A 15403-nucleotide genomic window follows, 5' to 3' on the forward strand; every position below is an offset into this window, starting at 1 on the left:
GGCTATGGCTAATTGAAGCTTTTTTGATTATAATGGGTTTGGATTTGCGTTAGGGATGGAAGCGGCATCCTTTTGTGAGAGCAAAATCATTCTGGATTAGTATAGAGGTAGTCGAACAAAAGATACAGCGTACAGCCCGGCCTTGTTGCAAAAGAAAAGGGAATGTTTACTAAAAAGTTCCGCAACAAGGAAACGCTAAAAAAAAGAGCTTAACTTGATGCGTAGGATATCAAGTCCAAAAGTTTGGGATATTTATGATTTTTTGATATCTATATAAGTGAAATCAATCTAACTATTTCCTCTCAATTCAATTCTTAACGCTTGAAGTTACCAATTTAAAATTATTTAGAGAAGTATTGAAAACTATATTTAAATTCTTATAATTTAAAATTTACTGAATACTATCTTTCGTTTCTTCTAAATCTTCAGATTGTCGTCCTATTTTTATCTTCGGGTTGTCTTTGTTTCCTGTTATCGTTAATGGAATTCCGAGGATTCCAAGAGGTGGTAAACCTAATCTCATTTTAAGATTTAACCTTCCGTCTAAACTAGTTGTTCCTTCAATTCGAGGTCTGAATCCAGCAAATTTGAATTTAAAACGTTCTATAGTGATAATATTATTTTTAATAGAACTCTTAATATCTACTTGGCTCAGTTCAGGGTTTTTAATACTTTCTTTATTTGTTTGTTTAGCCACGCTACCAAACATTTTCATACCATACATTTTGACATTTTTTACAGAGATAACTCCATTTCCTAATAAAGAAGGAAAAACGGGTTCCATATTTGCATTCAATCGTCCTTTTAAATTATAATCTAAAGATATAATTCCCTGAGCTTTTTCGGCAGCACTTGCCATTTCTCTAAAAAGTTTGACTTCTTTATAAGCACGTTTAATATCAAATTCATTTGCTTTTATATGATAGTCAAATATTGCATTTTTAGAATTAACACTTTTGTAAGTAGCATCCATAGCAACCGTACAACCTATTAAATCAAAACCAGTATTTTTCATGCTAAGCAAGCCGTTTTTCATGTTCAAACTTCCTTTTGCGTTTTTAAGTTCCAATCCGTTAAAATTTACTTTTTGTGCATTGGCTGTAAAATGCAAATCTAAATTTGGTGGAACAATGATTACTCCTGTTTCTGTTTTAGCAGCAGTTGGAGCATTGCTTGTAGTTGTTTCGGTCGTATTTGTAGTGGTATTCGACATGAATTCATCGGCATTGATGTATTTAGAATTCATAGAAAAAGAGCCGTGTAAAACCCCTTTTTTTGAAGCCAGAAAATTGAATACATTCTGCAAATAACCATTTAGTTGAAAGTCAGATTGTCCATAAGAAGCTAAAAAAGTATTGAAACGCATCTTATCATTATTGAATTTAAAAATTCCTTCTTTGATAAGAAATACTTTTGGTAAATACTCAGATGCTAATTTGATGTTTCGAATTTCAAGTGTTCCACTATTTCTAAGTTTCGAATAGTTTCCTTTTTCGGCATCGCTTTGTTTCCCTTTTAGGGCTAAATCGGCTTTAATAAAACCATTCACGTCCAATCCTTTTTGAGAAAAAACCTGGTATATTTTGCCAATATCAAGCGTTCCTTTGGCAGTAACATCATAAATAAGATTGTCAAAATTACTCAAATTGGCTTTTACAAAGACAGGATTTCCTTCAAAAGTAAATTGCGCGGGTTGTAAAACTACTTTTAAATCTTCGAATGTACCTTTTGGATTTGAAATAGTAGAAACAATCTCAATATTAGTGATTGGATTTGGATAATATTTCGTCTTTAGAGAACCATTATTCAAGTTAATAATGGCATTTGTTACAGGAAATGTTCCATTTTTTTTATCAAATTTCCCTTTGGATTTCCCATCAGCTACTAGCATTCCTTTTAGTTCAATATCTGGAATTCCTATCGCTCGATTTAGTTTTTCCAAATCTATTTTTGCTTTTAGCTCAGCATTTATATCTAGACTAGTAGTTCCTGTACTGTATAATTTTACTTTTAAAGATTCTTTATCAATGTTAAGCGATAAATTTCTTAAATCGACAATTAAAGAATCAGGATTCAAAGAAGGTAATTGGGTATCAAAATCAACATTTAGGTTGGTTACAGTGGCTGGACTTTGATTGTAATTAACACTTCCGTTTCTAATTTTGAATTCTAGTTCCAATTTTGGTGCAATATTCTTAGAAGCAATATAATTTCCTTTTAATGATAGTATACAATCTGTTTTTCCAATTAATTTGGTTTTATCAAGCCATGTGATGAATTTTGGAGGAAAAGCAGTAAAAAAATCATGCAAGTTACTGTTGGTAGTTTTTAGAACAAAATCCATATTGTAACCTTCTTTGAGGAAGTCGAATTTTCCTTTGAAATCAACAACTAGGTTATTTATTTTTAAATCGTTTTCCTGAAAAATTAACGAAAGTGAGTTTACATTTACTTTCGTAATTAAATCGGCATTTACTTTTTTATTCATCAAATAAGGCTCATTATCATAGATAAGATTGAGTTTTTCTATTTGTGCTTTAGAAGATAAATCAAATACAGCCTTACTTAAATCGCCTTTTCCTATATAGTTAAAACCAAAAATATCAAAGTGAAGTTTGGTCGATAAATCATCATAAACAATTTTACTATTGGTTATTTCAATTTTCTCTAGATTTAAGGAGCTTTCTTCTTCTTTTTCGGTTGTTTTGGCTTTTCCTGATTTATAAACATTATAATTTGCAAATCCTTCTTTGTTGACTTTTACGTTAATATCAGCATTAGATAGAAAGATTTTATCGATATTGACTGATTTTCCAAAGATTAGACTGGGTACATCGATACCAAAAGCGATTTCTTTAGCAGTAATTAAATTTTCATTTTGATAAGGTGCCGAACCATGAAGTTGAAAATCATTTAAACTTACGGTTAATGAAGGAAAATGAGTGAAAAAAGAAATGTTAGATTCAGAGTAATCCAGTTTGGCATTTAGTTTTTGATTAGCTACTTTTTTTATTTCTGCATTAATCTTGTCTGCAAAAACATAAGGGGCAATAAACAGAAATGTCAACAAAGTGATTAACGTGATTCCTATATATTTTAAGATTTTAAAAAATATAGCTTTTTTTTGAGACATGGTATTTAGAGTTGTTTTGAGAAATAAAATCAGGAACGAATTTTAGAATAAATTATTATCCGTGTATGGTTTCGTTCTTTCCGTAATTTGTAATTATTGAAGTTTCATATTCAATCCATTCTTTCCAACGCTTGTCTACATCGACATTGTCGGCATATTTTTTGGCAAAAGCTAAAAAAGTAGTGTAATGTCCCGCCTCGCTAATCATTAAATCACGGTAAAATTGAGCTAATTCTGGATCTTTAATATTTTCTGATAAAACTTTAAAACGTTCGCAACTTCTGGCTTCAATCATGGCAGAAAAAAGCAAACGTTCGCACAAAGCATCGTTACGACTTCCGTCTTTTTTCATGAATTTGAATAGCTCATTAACATAGCTGTCTTTGCGTTCACGCCCAAAAGTGAGTCCTCTTTCTTTAATAAGGTCATGAACCATTTTGAAATGCTCGATTTCTTCTTGTGCAATAATCATTAATTCAGTGACCAATTCTTCTTTTTCAGAATTTTGGGTAATAAGACTTATGGCGTTAGAAGCTGCTTTTTGTTCGCACCAAGCATGGTCGGTTAAAATTTCTTCGATATTAGATTCTACGATGTTGACCCATCTTGGATCTGTGGCTAATTTTAATCCTAACATATTCCTCAGTTTTATTGCTGCAAAATTAGTCTTTATTTCAGTTATTTTAGTCGAAAGGAGTGAATAACCATTAATTTAGTATTATTTTGTACTACTAATTTTTATGTTGATATGAATCAGATGCAAACGCTCTTGATAATTGGTTTTGTGTGGCCTGAGCCAAATTCTTCGGCGGCAGGAGGTAGGATGATGCAATTAATTTCGTTGTTTCAAAAACAAGGATTCCAAGTTGTTTTTGCAAGTCCTGCTCAGGATAGTGATTTTATGGTTGATTTGAGTGAGTTTGGTGTTCAAAAAGAATCCATTGAATTGAATAGTTCCAGTTTTGATAATTTTATAAAAGAATTAAATCCAACCCTTGTTTTGTTTGATCGGTTTATGATTGAAGAGCAATTTGGTTGGCGTGTAGCCGAAACTTGTCCCGATGCTTTACGAATTTTAGATACCGAAGATTTGCATTGTTTACGATTTGCAAGACAAAAAGCATTCAAAGAAAAACGTGAATTTCAAATCTCAGATTTATTAGCAGAAGAAGTTGCCAAGAGAGAAATTGCTAGTATTTTACGCTGCGATTTGTCCTTAATGATTTCTGAATATGAAATGGAATTGCTAACAACTACTTTTAAAATAGATAATGCTTTATTGTATTATTTGCCTCTTTTATTAGAATCAAAAGCTATTCATGATTTAGAAAAGTTGCTTTCTTTTGAAGAGCGAAAAGATTTTGTTTTTATTGGTAATTTTTATCATGAACCCAATTGGAATGCCGTTCAATATTTGAAAGAGACGATTTGGCCGTTAATTAAAAAACAATTGCCGGAAGCGGTTTTGAATGTTTATGGAGCTTATCATTCTCAAAAGGTGTTGCAATTACATAATACAAAAGAAGGATTTCTAGTTCACGGACGTGCTGAAAATGCTCAAGAAGTGGTTAAAAAAGCTCGAGTGGTTTTGGCTCCGTTGCGTTTTGGTGCAGGAATAAAAGGGAAATTACTCGAAGCGATGCAATGCGGAACGCCAAGTGTGACCACTTCTATTGGTGCCGAATCCATGCAAGGGAATTTACCTTGGAACGGCGTTGTTGAAGATAATCCAGAACTTTTTGCTGATAAAGCAATACAATTATATCAAGACAAAGATATTTGGCTTCAAGCACAAAATAATGGAATTGAAATAATCAAACAGCGTTATTTAAGAAAGTTGTTTGAAGGCGATTTTGCTACGCAAATTCAGTTTTTGGTTTCTAATATAAAGCAACACCGCTTGAATAATTTCATTGGTCAATTGTTGCAGCATCATACTTTAAAAAGTACCAAGTATATGTCGAAATGGATTGAGGAGAAGAATAAAAAATCCGTCTCGTAATAAACAAGACGGATTTTTTTTATTTCAATTCCGATTTTGGAATTTTTATATTGTAATTTTAAAAATATTACATCATTCCTGGCATTCCGCCTCCCATTGGGCTTCCGCCACCATTTTCTTCTTTAATGTCAATTAATGCACATTCGGTAGTTAAAATCATTCCTGAAACGGATGCAGCATTTTCTAAGGCTACACGAGTTACTTTTTTAGGATCGATAATACCCGCTTTTAGCATATCAACATATTCGTTGGTTTTTGCATTGTATCCAAAATCACCTGAACCTTCAGCTACTTTTGCTACTACTACAGAACCTTCAAGACCTGCGTTTTCAACAATAGTTCTCAATGGAGATTCAATAGCACGAGAAACAATTTGGATTCCAGTAGCTTCGTCAGCATTTTCAGCTTTCAAATCTGCTAGTGCTCCTTTAGCTCTTAATAAAGCTACACCACCACCAGCAACAATACCTTCTTCAACTGCAGCACGAGTTGCGTGTAAAGCATCGTCCACACGGTCTTTTTTCTCTTTCATTTCAACTTCAGAAGCAGCTCCTACATATAGTACAGCAACACCTCCAGCTAATTTAGCCAACCGTTCTTGCAATTTTTCCTTGTCATAATCAGAAGTAGTTACTTCCATTTGACCTTTGATTTGGTTCACACGATTTTTAATCATTTCAGCTTCACCAGCACCGCTTACAATTGTAGTATTGTCTTTGTCTATAGAAACTCTTTTAGCTGTTCCTAACATTTCGATAGTTGTGTTTTCAAGCGTATAACCTCTTTCTTCAGAGATTACAGTTCCTCCAGTTAAGATAGCAATATCTTCAAGCATTGCTTTTCTTCTGTCACCAAAACCAGGTGCTTTTACAGCAGCAATTTTTAGAGCACCACGTAATTTATTTACCACCAATGTAGATAAAGCTTCTCCATCAACATCTTCAGCAATAATCAATAATGGTTTTCCTGATTGAGCTACTGGCTCAAGAACTGGTAATAATTCTTTTAAAGAAGAAACTTTTTTGTCGTATAATAAAATGTAAGGAGAGTCTAATTCTACTTCCATTTTCTCAGAATTTGTAACAAAATATGGAGAAAGGTATCCTCTGTCAAATTGCATTCCTTCAACAACATCAACAAATGTATCAGTGCCTTTTGCTTCTTCAACAGTAATTACACCCTCTTTCCCTACTTTTGCGAAAGCAGTAGCAATCAATTCGCCAATTACTTCGTCATTGTTTGCAGAAATAGAAGCAATTTGTTTGATTTTGTCTGAATCACTTCCTACAACTTGAGATTGTTTTGCAAGGTCAGCAACAATAGCTTCAACTGCTTTGTCAATTCCTCTTTTTAAATCCATTGGATTCGCTCCGGCAGCCACATTTTTCAAACCTTCTTTTACGATAGCTTGTGCTAAAACAGTTGCAGTTGTAGTTCCGTCACCCGCTAAATCATTAGTTTTAGAAGCAACTTCTTTTACCATTTGAGCTCCCATATTTTCTAATGGGTCTTTTAATTCAATTTCTTTTGCAACAGAAACACCGTCTTTAGTAACAACTGGTCCACCAAAAGATCTTCCAATGATTACATTACGACCTTTAGGTCCTAAAGTTACTTTTACTGCATTTGCTAATGCGTCAACACCTCGTTTTAATCCGTCACGTGCTTCAATATCGAATTTTATATCTTTTGCCATTTTATTATTTGTTTTCCCCACCCCGCCCTCCCCGAAGGGGAGGGAGATGAGATGGTTTTTGTTTATGATTTTTTTTTGGTTTGATTCTCGTAAAGTCAAGTCATAACTGCTTGTTCTTTTTTGTACGTTTAGTCTCCCTCTTCTTTGGAGAGGGTTGGGGAGAGGATTTTTAGATTATTGCAAGAATATCATCTTCTCTCATAATCAAATAATCTTTTCCTTCTAATTTTAATTCAGTACCAGCATATTTTCCGTAAAGTACGGTATCTCCAATTTTTACGGTCATTTCATGATCTTTTGTGCCATTTCCTACGGCTACAACAGTTCCTTTTTGTGGTTTTTCTTTGGCAGTATCTGGAATAAAAATCCCTGACGCCGTCTTAGTTTCAGCTGCAACTGGTTCGATCAGCACTCTGTCTGAAAGTGGTTTAATGTTTAATGTCATGATTTTTTATTTTAAATTAATTAAATTAAATTTTCCTTTGGGTATTCAGAAATTATGCCAGTCCAATTTCACTGCCATTTTTTCTTATGAAAAATGCCAGCTTTGACAGGCTGGCATTTTTTAATCTATTTTTAGAATTCGAATTATTTTGCAGGGGCTGGCGTAACTGGCACAGCTGGTTGAGTAGGAGCTGGTGTTGCAGGAACAGTAGCTTCAGTGTTGTCAATAATTTTAGAATCACTATCGCTTAAAGTTCCTGTGAAACTCAAACTTGATAATAAAATCAATGAGATTAAAACGATGGATAAAGTCCAAGTACTTTTGTCTAAAAAGTCGGTTGTTTTTTGTACACCACCCATTTGGGTAGATCCGCCTAATGAAGATGATAAACCACCACCTTTAGGGTTTTGAACCATAATTACTACAATCAATAGAAAACAAACTATTGTTATTAAAACTAAAAAAATTGAAAATGTGCTCATTACTTAATTATTATTGTTTTGTTGTAAAATCTTAATATCCGATATGCGGTCTGCAAAGAAACTACTTTTTTCTGGATATTTCAAAATTAATATTTCATAAGCTTGAATCGCTTTTTGATATTTTTTTTGTTCTAAATATACCTTCGCTAAAGTCTCTGTCATCAACGAAGTGTTGTCCTCTTTGTTAATGTCTATGTTAATGCTAGTAGGAGTTCCGTGTTTAACCGCTGAAATTTTTGGATTGCTTTGAATAAACTTATTTATTATTGCTTCTTGTTTCTTCTTAGAAACATCTTCTGTTTTGAGAGTTGCTGGATTATTTTTGGTTTCCGATGCTCTATCTATGGGTTGTATTCTGGAAAGTTGAAGCCATTCCTGGAAAGAATGCGTTTCGTTTTTAGAAAATTCTAAAGGTTTTCCAATTTCTAATTTTTCTTCGGCAATATTGGTTATTTCTAAAACTTCAGTTTCTTTTTCTAAAGGAACATTGTTTTCGTTAGTTTCAAATGTCTTTTCTTGAATGATTTCGATACTATCCACCACCTGAATCGAAAGTAGTTCATTGGTTTTTTTCTCAAATAATGCTTTTTGAATGGCATTAAAATCTTCCGAACTGATAAAGTCAAATAAAATAGCTCTATCGGTAGTGTGGGCAGCAGTTACTTTTAAAGCCGAATTATACTGATAACTACTTTCATTGTAAAGTCCTTTTAATCGTAAGGCTCGGGCACTTTGAAAATACGGAAACTCCTCCAATACTTTCTCTAAAGCTAAGGTTTGCTTTTGAGTAATTGTATTGGGTTTGTTAATTAAATAAGTATAATCTGTTACGTTCATTTTATTCGGTGTTCAGTGTTCAGTATTTAGTACTCAGTGTTAATTGATGACTGAATACTGCCAACTATTTTTACCATTTAGCTAATGATTCATTAAAAATATCTTGCGTAATTCTTTCAAAAATTTCATCAAGTGCCGTAGTTAGAACAGCCCCTTGAAGCTGTGTTTGTGCTGGGTAATCGTAATAAAACTCGAATGGTTTTTCAAAATCGTCCGCTTCTTTATTCCTATTTGTGAATCTAACATTCACTCTTATTTTTATACGGTTTTGAGAAGCTTGTTGATCGGCAGTAGCAGTCATCGGACTAATTCGATAATCTACAATTTCTCCTTCGTAAGTTAAATCAGCACCGCTGCTTATCATGTTTAGATTGGTTTGATTCTGTATCAAATCTTGCAATGTTCGAGTAAAAGTTAGATCAATTCCAGGTTCAACTAAATCCGCATTGTTTTGAAAGAAATTAACTTGAAAGGTTTTTGCATCGATTTTTCCCGTTCCGGTAAAATTGTAAATTCCGCAACCACTCAACATGAAAAGACTAATGAATGCAAAAAGTGAATGTATTTTTTTCATAAAAAATTTGTGATAAATTCCAATTTTTCAAACTCCAAACTCCAATATTCGAAATATAAAAAGTCTGCCAAAGATAGTAAATTTGGACTCGAGCGATAGCGAACAGGCGGAGCAATTTGGGATTTTAATATTGTTTTTTCATTTTTAAAGGTCGAATTGTTTGATTTTTCGATACAGCGTTCGTTCAGAAATTCCTAATTCATCGGCAGCTGCTTTTCTTTTTCCTTTGTTTTTTTCTAATGATTTTTTAATCATTTCGATTTCTTTTTGTTCTAAACGCAACACTTCCTCTTCTTCGATAGTTTCGGCAAAAAGATAATTGTCTTCTGAATTGTTGTAGTTTTCATTATGATTCGTTGGCATCACAGCGGTTACAGCTTGTTCTTCAAACTCGATTTCGCTATCTTCTTCTTTAGAACCGTATATTTTCTGAATTAAATTCGGATTAATATCCTGGGCTTTTGCAGCACCACTTTTCATTAGTTCCAAAGTCAATTTTTTAAGATCATTCAAATCACTTTTCATATCAAAAAGCACTTTGTATAAAATATCTCTTTCGGTACTAAAATCACTTTCGCTTTTATTGCTTTTAATTACCGATGGTAGATTGCTGCCTTCTGTTGATGGTAAATAAGCCTGCAAAGTAGCTCCCGAAATATCGCGATTGGTTTCTAAAACCGAAATTTGTTCGGCAACGTTTCTTAGCTGACGAATGTTTCCGCTCCATCGGTATTTTTGCAATAATTGCACGGCATTATCATCTAATTTTAATGGAGGCATTTTGTATTTATGAGCAAAATCGGCGGCAAATTTTCGAAATAATAAATGAATATCTTCTTTTCTGTCGCGCAAAGGAGGTAAAGCAATATCTACCGTACTCAAACGATAGTACAAATCTTCACGGAATTTCCCTTTTTCGATAGCATTAAACAAGTTCACATTTGTAGCAGCTACAATTCGAACATCCGTTTTTTGAACTTGTGACGAACCTACTTTCAGAAATTCGCCATTTTCAAGAATTCTTAGCAAACGTACCTGAGTAGTTAATGGTAATTCGCCCACTTCATCCAAGAAAATAGTTCCGCCATTTGCCACTTCAAAATAACCTTCACGGGTACTCGTTGCACCTGTAAAAGCGCCTTTTTCGTGACCAAACAATTCACTGTCAATAGTTCCTTCGGGAATAGCACCACAGTTTACGGCAATGTACTTACCGTGTTTTCTATGGGAAAGGGAATGGATGATTCTTGGAATATTTTCTTTACCAACACCACTTTCTCCAGTAACCAACACAGAAATGTCAGTAGGAGCAACCTGAATGGCTTTTTCTATGGCGCGATTGAGCTTTGGGTCATTCCCAATAATCTCAAATCGTTGTTTTATGTTTTGAACTGTTTCCATATTTTTTCTTTAGCCACGAATTACACTAATGGGCACAAATTTTTAATTTATATGAATTTCACTAATTTAGCTTGAACATTATAAGACTAATCTTTTTTGCTGTAGGGATTTTGGACCAAAATTTACAATTATTCCTAATTTGTATTTAGTAATCGCTAAATAGTTTAATGTTTGGACTATGTTTTCGTCAATTATTACTTTTGTGGCTTTAACTTCTAAAATAATATCGTTGTACACTACGAAATCTGCATAAAATTTCTTTTTTAGTAGAGTTTCTTTATAATAGATTTTAAATTCCTTTTCTCTTTCGTATGGAATTCCATGATTTTTAAATTCAATTTCTAAAGCTTCTTTGTAAACAGCTTCTAATAATCCACAACCTAATACTTTATGAACTTCCATGCATAAACCAATTATTTTGTAATATTCTTCATGTTTGTATAAAATCATACTTAACTAATTAGTGTAATTAAATAGAAATCAGAATTTGTGTTCATTAGTGTAATTCGTGGTGGACTTTCTTCTAATTCATCTCGCTCAAACCAACAGCTTCACCTTTTAAAGTTCCACTGGTGCAAGAATTGATTTTTACATTTACAAAGTCACCTATTTTATAATTCTCTTTTGGGAAAACTACAGTAATACTTTGAGAGTTCCTTCCAGAAAACTCCTCAGTTGATTTTTTAGAAACTTTTTCTACCAATACTTCAACCGTTTTTCCAATGAATTCTTCTGAGCGAAACCAAGCGTGTTTTTGTTGTAAATCGACAATTTCTTGTAATCTTCTGGCTTTTGTTTCTTCAGTAACATCGTCTTCCATTTTTCTTCCTGCCAAAGTTCCCGGGCGTTCAGAATACGAATACATGTATCCAAAATTATATTTCACATATTCCATCAAACTTAAAGTGTCTTGATGATCTTCTTCAGTTTCTGTTGGAAAACCAGCAATCATATCTTGCGAAATGGCTGCATCCGGAATAATAGTTCTAATTTTATCAATTAAAGTCATGTATTCTTCACGACTGTGCAAACGATTCATTGCTGTCAGAATTCTATTGCTTCCTGATTGTACAGGCAAGTGAATGTGCTTGCAAATATTATTGTGTTTTGCAATTACGTGTAAAACACTTTCGTGCATGTCTTGTGGATTTGAAGTCGAAAAACGAACACGCATTTTTGGAAAACCAACGGCTACCATTTCGAGTAATTGATCAAAGTCTACTGCAGTTGCTTTTTGCATTTCAGTCGCATTTTCAAAATCTTTTTTCAATCCGCCACCGTACCATAAATAACTATCGACATTTTGACCTAAGAGCGTGATTTCTTTAAAACCTTTATCCCACAAATCCTGAATTTCACTCATAATACTTTGTGGTTCACGGCTGCGTTCGCGTCCACGAGTAAAAGGAACTACGCAAAATGTACACATATTGTCGCAACCACGAGTGATAGAAACTAAAGCTGTGATTCCATTGCTCATCAAACGCACCGGCGAAATATCACCATAGGTTTCATCTTTAGATAAAATAACATTGATAGCATCACGACCTTCTTCGACTTCGCTTAAAAGATTCGGTAAATCTTTATAAGCGTCAGGACCGACAACCAAATCAACTATTTTTTCTTCTTCCAGAAACTGGCTTTTCAAACGTTCAGCCATACAGCCCAAAACGCCTACTTTCATTTTTGAATTGATGCGTTTTACCGCATTGTATTTCTCTAAACGTTTGCGTATGGTTTGTTCGGCTTTGTCACGAATCGAACAAGTATTGACCAAAACCAAATCGGCTTCTTCTAAAATTTGCGTTGTATTATAGCCGTTGCTCGATAATATAGAAGCAACTATTTCACTGTCTGAAAAATTCATCGCACAGCCATAACTCTCTATAAATAGTTTTTTGGTGTTTTCTGGTTTATGTTCTAAAACAAGACTTTCTCCTTGTTTACTTTCTTCTATACTCTTTTCCATTCTAGTTGTTTCAAAGTGCAAAGATAAGAGAAATCAAACGGATATGACAAGATGTCAGATGAAGAATTAACAGTATTTTTGGTTTTTTGAAATAGGAGTAATAATTCGGTGTTTTTACTTTAGATTAAAGCCATCCCTTTTTCGAATTAAATAGATTTCAGCTAGAGAAATTGAGGCTAAAATGAATGAAAAAGGATAGTGCCTATATTTAAGTTAAGTTGCTAAATCTTTCAAAAAAAAAATCTAAAGCCTTTGTATTTAAAAAAAATAGATACTTTTGTCTCAGAAAAATATAGCAATGGCAAAGAATTTAGTAATAGTTGAGTCACCTGCAAAGGCAAAAACAATCGAGAAATTTCTGGGAAGTGATTACCAAGTAGAGTCAAGTTATGGGCACATAGCCGACTTACCTTCAAAGGAAATAGGGGTTGATGTAGAAAATGGATTTAAACCTAAATATGAAGTTTCTCCGGATAAAAAAGCCTTAGTAAGCAAACTTAAAACTTTATCTAAAAATGCCGAAACGGTTTGGTTAGCAAGTGATGAGGATCGCGAGGGTGAGGCTATTTCTTGGCACTTAGCGGAAGAATTAAAATTAGATAAAAGCAAAACCAAAAGAATTGTTTTTCACGAAATTACAAAAAATGCTATCTTAAAAGCAATTGATAATCCACGTGAAATTGATTATAATTTAGTTAACGCTCAGCAAGCACGTCGTGTATTAGACCGTTTGGTTGGATATGAATTATCGCCAGTTTTATGGAGAAAAATCAAAGGCGGACTTTCGGCAGGTCGTGTACAATCGGTTTCAGTACGTTTAATTGTAGAACGTGAGCGTGAAATTCAGGATTTTAAAGCCGTAGCTTCCTATTCGGTAGTGGCTGAATTTACGAACGAAGCTGGAAAAGCTTTCAAAGCCAAATTGCCTAAAAATTTCAATACTAAAAAAGAAGCCGAAGATTTTTTAAGCAAAAACATCGGTTCTAATTATAAGGTTTCGGATTTAGAAACGAAACCAACAAAAAAATCACCAACTGGGCCATTTACTACTTCGACTTTACAACAAGAAGCAGCACGTAAATTGTATTTGCCTGTTGGAATTACCATGCAATTAGCACAACGTTTGTACGAAGCGGGATTGATCACTTACATGAGAACCGATAGTGTGAATTTATCCAGAGAAGCCATGGATGCCGCCGAAGCAGAAATTATCAAATCTTACGGAAAGGAGTTTTCTAATCCGCGTACATTTGCCAATAAAAGCAAAGGGGCTCAGGAGGCACACGAGGCAATTCGTCCTACTGATATGTCGCGTCATACGGTAAATATTGACAGGGATCAGGCTCGCTTGTATGATTTAATTTGGAAAAGAACCTTGGCTTCACAAATGAGTGATGCTAAATTAGAGCGTACTAATGTAAAAATTGAAGCCAATAATCATAGCGAAATATTCTCGGCTTCTGGAGAAGTTTTGCTTTTTGAAGGTTTCTTAAAAGTGTATTTAGAAGGTCACGATGATGATGAGGAAGAGCAAGAAGGTATGCTGCCTGCAATGAAAGTGAACGAAAAATTACAAAACAATTACATCACCGCTACCGAAAGATATTCACGTCCGCCAGCCCGTTATACAGAAGCTTCATTGGTAAAAAAACTAGAAGAATTAGGAATTGGTCGTCCTTCTACCTATGCACCAACAATTTCTACTATTATTAATAGAAATTATGTAGAAAAAGGAACGCTGGAAGGTCAGGAGCGCAATTATACTCAATTGACGCTGAGTGCTGGGAAAGTTTCGGATAAAGTATTAAAAGAAAACACGGGTTCGGATAAAGGGAAATTGGTTCCAACAGATATTGGTACTATTGTTACGGATTTCTTGGTGAAGAATTTCGGGAATATTTTAGATTATAATTTTACTGCAAAAGTAGAGCAGGATTTTGATGAAATTGCCGAAGGAAATATCGAATGGGCAACAATGATGCAAGAGTTCTACGATCAATTTCATCCAACTGTAAAAGATGTTGAAGCGAATGCAGATAGAGAAAGTGGCGAAAGGATTTTAGGTACAGATCCTGCAACAGGAAAGCCTGTTTCGGTTCGTTTAGGGAAATTTGGCCCAATGGCACAAATTGGTGATGCTGAGGACGAAGACAAGAAGTTTGCTAGTTTGATGAAAGAGCAAAACATTGGAAATATCACTTTGGAAGATGCTTTGAATTTGTTTTTGTTGCCAAAAGCATTAGGGATATACAAAGACGAAGAAGTGGAGGTAAGTAACGGTCGTTTTGGGCCGTATGTTCGTCATGGAAGTGTTTTTATTTCGCTACCAAAAGGAGAAGATCCATTGGCAGTAACTAAAGAAAGAGCGCAAGAATTAATTGATGAAAAAATAAAAGCTGATGCGCCAATTGCTACTTACAAAGGTGAAGGTGTGCAAAAAGGAACTGGACGTTTTGGTCCTTTTATCAAATGGGACGGAATGTTTATCAATGTGAGTAAAAAGTATGATTTTGATCATTTATCGCAAGCAGATATTGAAGCTTTGATTGAAGATAAAATACAAAAAAACATTGATAAAGTAATCCACAATTGGGAAGACGAAGGCATTTTAGTGGAGAAAGCAAGATGGGGACGTTCGGTAATTACGAAAGGAAAAATCAAAATCGAATTAAGTAAAGATGTTGATGCTGCAAAAATGACTTTAGCTGAAGTTCAAGAGTTGATTGCTCAAAAAACACCTGCTAAAAAAGCACCAGCTAAGAAAGCGGCTGCTAAAAAACCAGCAGCTAAGAAAACTACAGCAAAAAAGAAATAAAACTAGTATTTTCCTTTTATTCTTGGGAAGCAAAAAAGTTGAGAATAGC

The 15403-nt window shown here is 34.0% G+C and carries 12 protein-coding genes; 2 read left to right on the top strand and 10 right to left on the bottom strand.

The genetic code is table 11. The features are described 5' to 3' along the window. Positions 1-391: 391 nt before the first annotated feature. Positions 392-3133 carry an AsmA-like C-terminal region-containing protein gene (locus AAGV28_RS13020; RefSeq protein WP_373407188.1) on the bottom strand — a complete coding sequence of 914 codons (2742 nt, stop codon included), beginning with the start codon at positions 3131-3133 and terminating at the stop codon, positions 392-394. Between the two features lie 55 nt (positions 3134-3188). Continuing rightward, a complete protein-coding gene (locus AAGV28_RS13025) occupies positions 3189-3770 on the bottom strand; it encodes a MiaE family protein (RefSeq protein WP_373407189.1) in 582 nt (193 codons plus the stop codon). 111 nt (positions 3771-3881) lie between these two features. Between AAGV28_RS13025 and AAGV28_RS13030 the strand changes: the two genes are divergently transcribed. After that, on the top strand, positions 3882-5135 hold the full coding sequence (locus AAGV28_RS13030; RefSeq protein WP_373407190.1) for a glycosyltransferase: 1254 nt from the start codon (positions 3882-3884) through the stop codon (positions 5133-5135). A 67-nt stretch (positions 5136-5202) separates the two neighbouring features. On the opposite strand, the gene groL is transcribed toward AAGV28_RS13030, so the two are convergent. From groL to miaB, 8 genes are all read right to left on the bottom strand, one after another. Continuing rightward, positions 5203-6831 carry a chaperonin GroEL gene (groL, locus tag AAGV28_RS13035; protein ID WP_373407191.1) on the bottom strand — a complete coding sequence of 543 codons (1629 nt, stop codon included), beginning with the start codon at positions 6829-6831 and terminating at the stop codon, positions 5203-5205. Positions 6832-7000: 169 nt separating this feature from the next. Continuing rightward, entirely contained in the window at positions 7001-7276 is a 276-nt protein-coding gene (locus AAGV28_RS13040) for a co-chaperone GroES (RefSeq protein WP_373407192.1), read from the bottom strand. A 143-nt stretch (positions 7277-7419) separates the two neighbouring features. Continuing rightward, the gene (gene secG, locus AAGV28_RS13045; protein WP_373407193.1) at positions 7420-7758 is read right to left on the bottom strand and encodes a preprotein translocase subunit SecG; all 339 of its coding nucleotides are present in this window, start codon (positions 7756-7758) and stop codon (positions 7420-7422) included. Positions 7759-7761: 3 nt separating this feature from the next. After that, complete coding sequence (locus tag AAGV28_RS13050; RefSeq protein WP_373407194.1) at positions 7762-8595, bottom strand: tetratricopeptide repeat protein; 834 nt, start codon at positions 8593-8595, stop codon at positions 7762-7764. A gap of 70 nt (positions 8596-8665) precedes the next feature. Continuing rightward, positions 8666-9169, bottom strand: a complete 504-nt coding sequence (locus AAGV28_RS13055) for an LptE family protein (protein ID WP_373407195.1) — start codon at positions 9167-9169, stop codon at positions 8666-8668. 144 nt (positions 9170-9313) lie between these two features. After that, entirely contained in the window at positions 9314-10570 is a 1257-nt protein-coding gene (locus tag AAGV28_RS13060) for a sigma-54 interaction domain-containing protein (RefSeq protein WP_373407196.1), read from the bottom strand. A gap of 78 nt (positions 10571-10648) precedes the next feature. Beyond that, positions 10649-11020 carry a GxxExxY protein gene (locus AAGV28_RS13065; protein WP_373407197.1) on the bottom strand — a complete coding sequence of 124 codons (372 nt, stop codon included), beginning with the start codon at positions 11018-11020 and terminating at the stop codon, positions 10649-10651. A 73-nt stretch (positions 11021-11093) separates the two neighbouring features. Then, entirely contained in the window at positions 11094-12539 is a 1446-nt protein-coding gene (gene miaB, locus AAGV28_RS13070; RefSeq protein ID WP_373407198.1) for a tRNA (N6-isopentenyl adenosine(37)-C2)-methylthiotransferase MiaB, read from the bottom strand. A gap of 298 nt (positions 12540-12837) precedes the next feature. Between miaB and topA the strand changes: the two genes are divergently transcribed. After that, a complete protein-coding gene (gene topA, locus AAGV28_RS13075) occupies positions 12838-15354 on the top strand; it encodes a type I DNA topoisomerase (protein WP_373407199.1) in 2517 nt (838 codons plus the stop codon). Positions 15355-15403 lie beyond the last annotated feature (49 nt).

Origin of the sequence: Flavobacterium zubiriense (assembly GCF_041729725.1) — a bacterium.
GTDB classification, from domain to species: Bacteria; Bacteroidota; Bacteroidia; order Flavobacteriales; family Flavobacteriaceae; genus Flavobacterium; species Flavobacterium zubiriense.

Bases quoted from the DNA above. Each gene is read 5' to 3' on its own strand.
- AAGV28_RS13020 (WP_373407188.1), bottom strand. From the start codon at position 3,133: ATGTCTCAAAAAAAAGCTATATTTTTTAAAATCTTAAAATATATAGGA.
- AAGV28_RS13025 (WP_373407189.1), bottom strand. From the start codon at position 3,770: ATGTTAGGATTAAAATTAGCCACAGATCCAAGATGGGTCAACATCGTA.
- AAGV28_RS13030 (WP_373407190.1), top strand. From the start codon at position 3,882: ATGAATCAGATGCAAACGCTCTTGATAATTGGTTTTGTGTGGCCTGAG.
- groL (WP_373407191.1), bottom strand. From the start codon at position 6,831: ATGGCAAAAGATATAAAATTCGATATTGAAGCACGTGACGGATTAAAA.
- AAGV28_RS13040 (WP_373407192.1), bottom strand. From the start codon at position 7,276: ATGACATTAAACATTAAACCACTTTCAGACAGAGTGCTGATCGAACCA.
- secG (WP_373407193.1), bottom strand. From the start codon at position 7,758: ATGAGCACATTTTCAATTTTTTTAGTTTTAATAACAATAGTTTGTTTT.
- AAGV28_RS13050 (WP_373407194.1), bottom strand. From the start codon at position 8,595: ATGAACGTAACAGATTATACTTATTTAATTAACAAACCCAATACAATT.
- AAGV28_RS13055 (WP_373407195.1), bottom strand. From the start codon at position 9,169: ATGAAAAAAATACATTCACTTTTTGCATTCATTAGTCTTTTCATGTTG.
- AAGV28_RS13060 (WP_373407196.1), bottom strand. From the start codon at position 10,570: ATGGAAACAGTTCAAAACATAAAACAACGATTTGAGATTATTGGGAAT.
- AAGV28_RS13065 (WP_373407197.1), bottom strand. From the start codon at position 11,020: ATGATTTTATACAAACATGAAGAATATTACAAAATAATTGGTTTATGC.
- miaB (WP_373407198.1), bottom strand. From the start codon at position 12,539: ATGGAAAAGAGTATAGAAGAAAGTAAACAAGGAGAAAGTCTTGTTTTA.
- topA (WP_373407199.1), top strand. From the start codon at position 12,838: ATGGCAAAGAATTTAGTAATAGTTGAGTCACCTGCAAAGGCAAAAACA.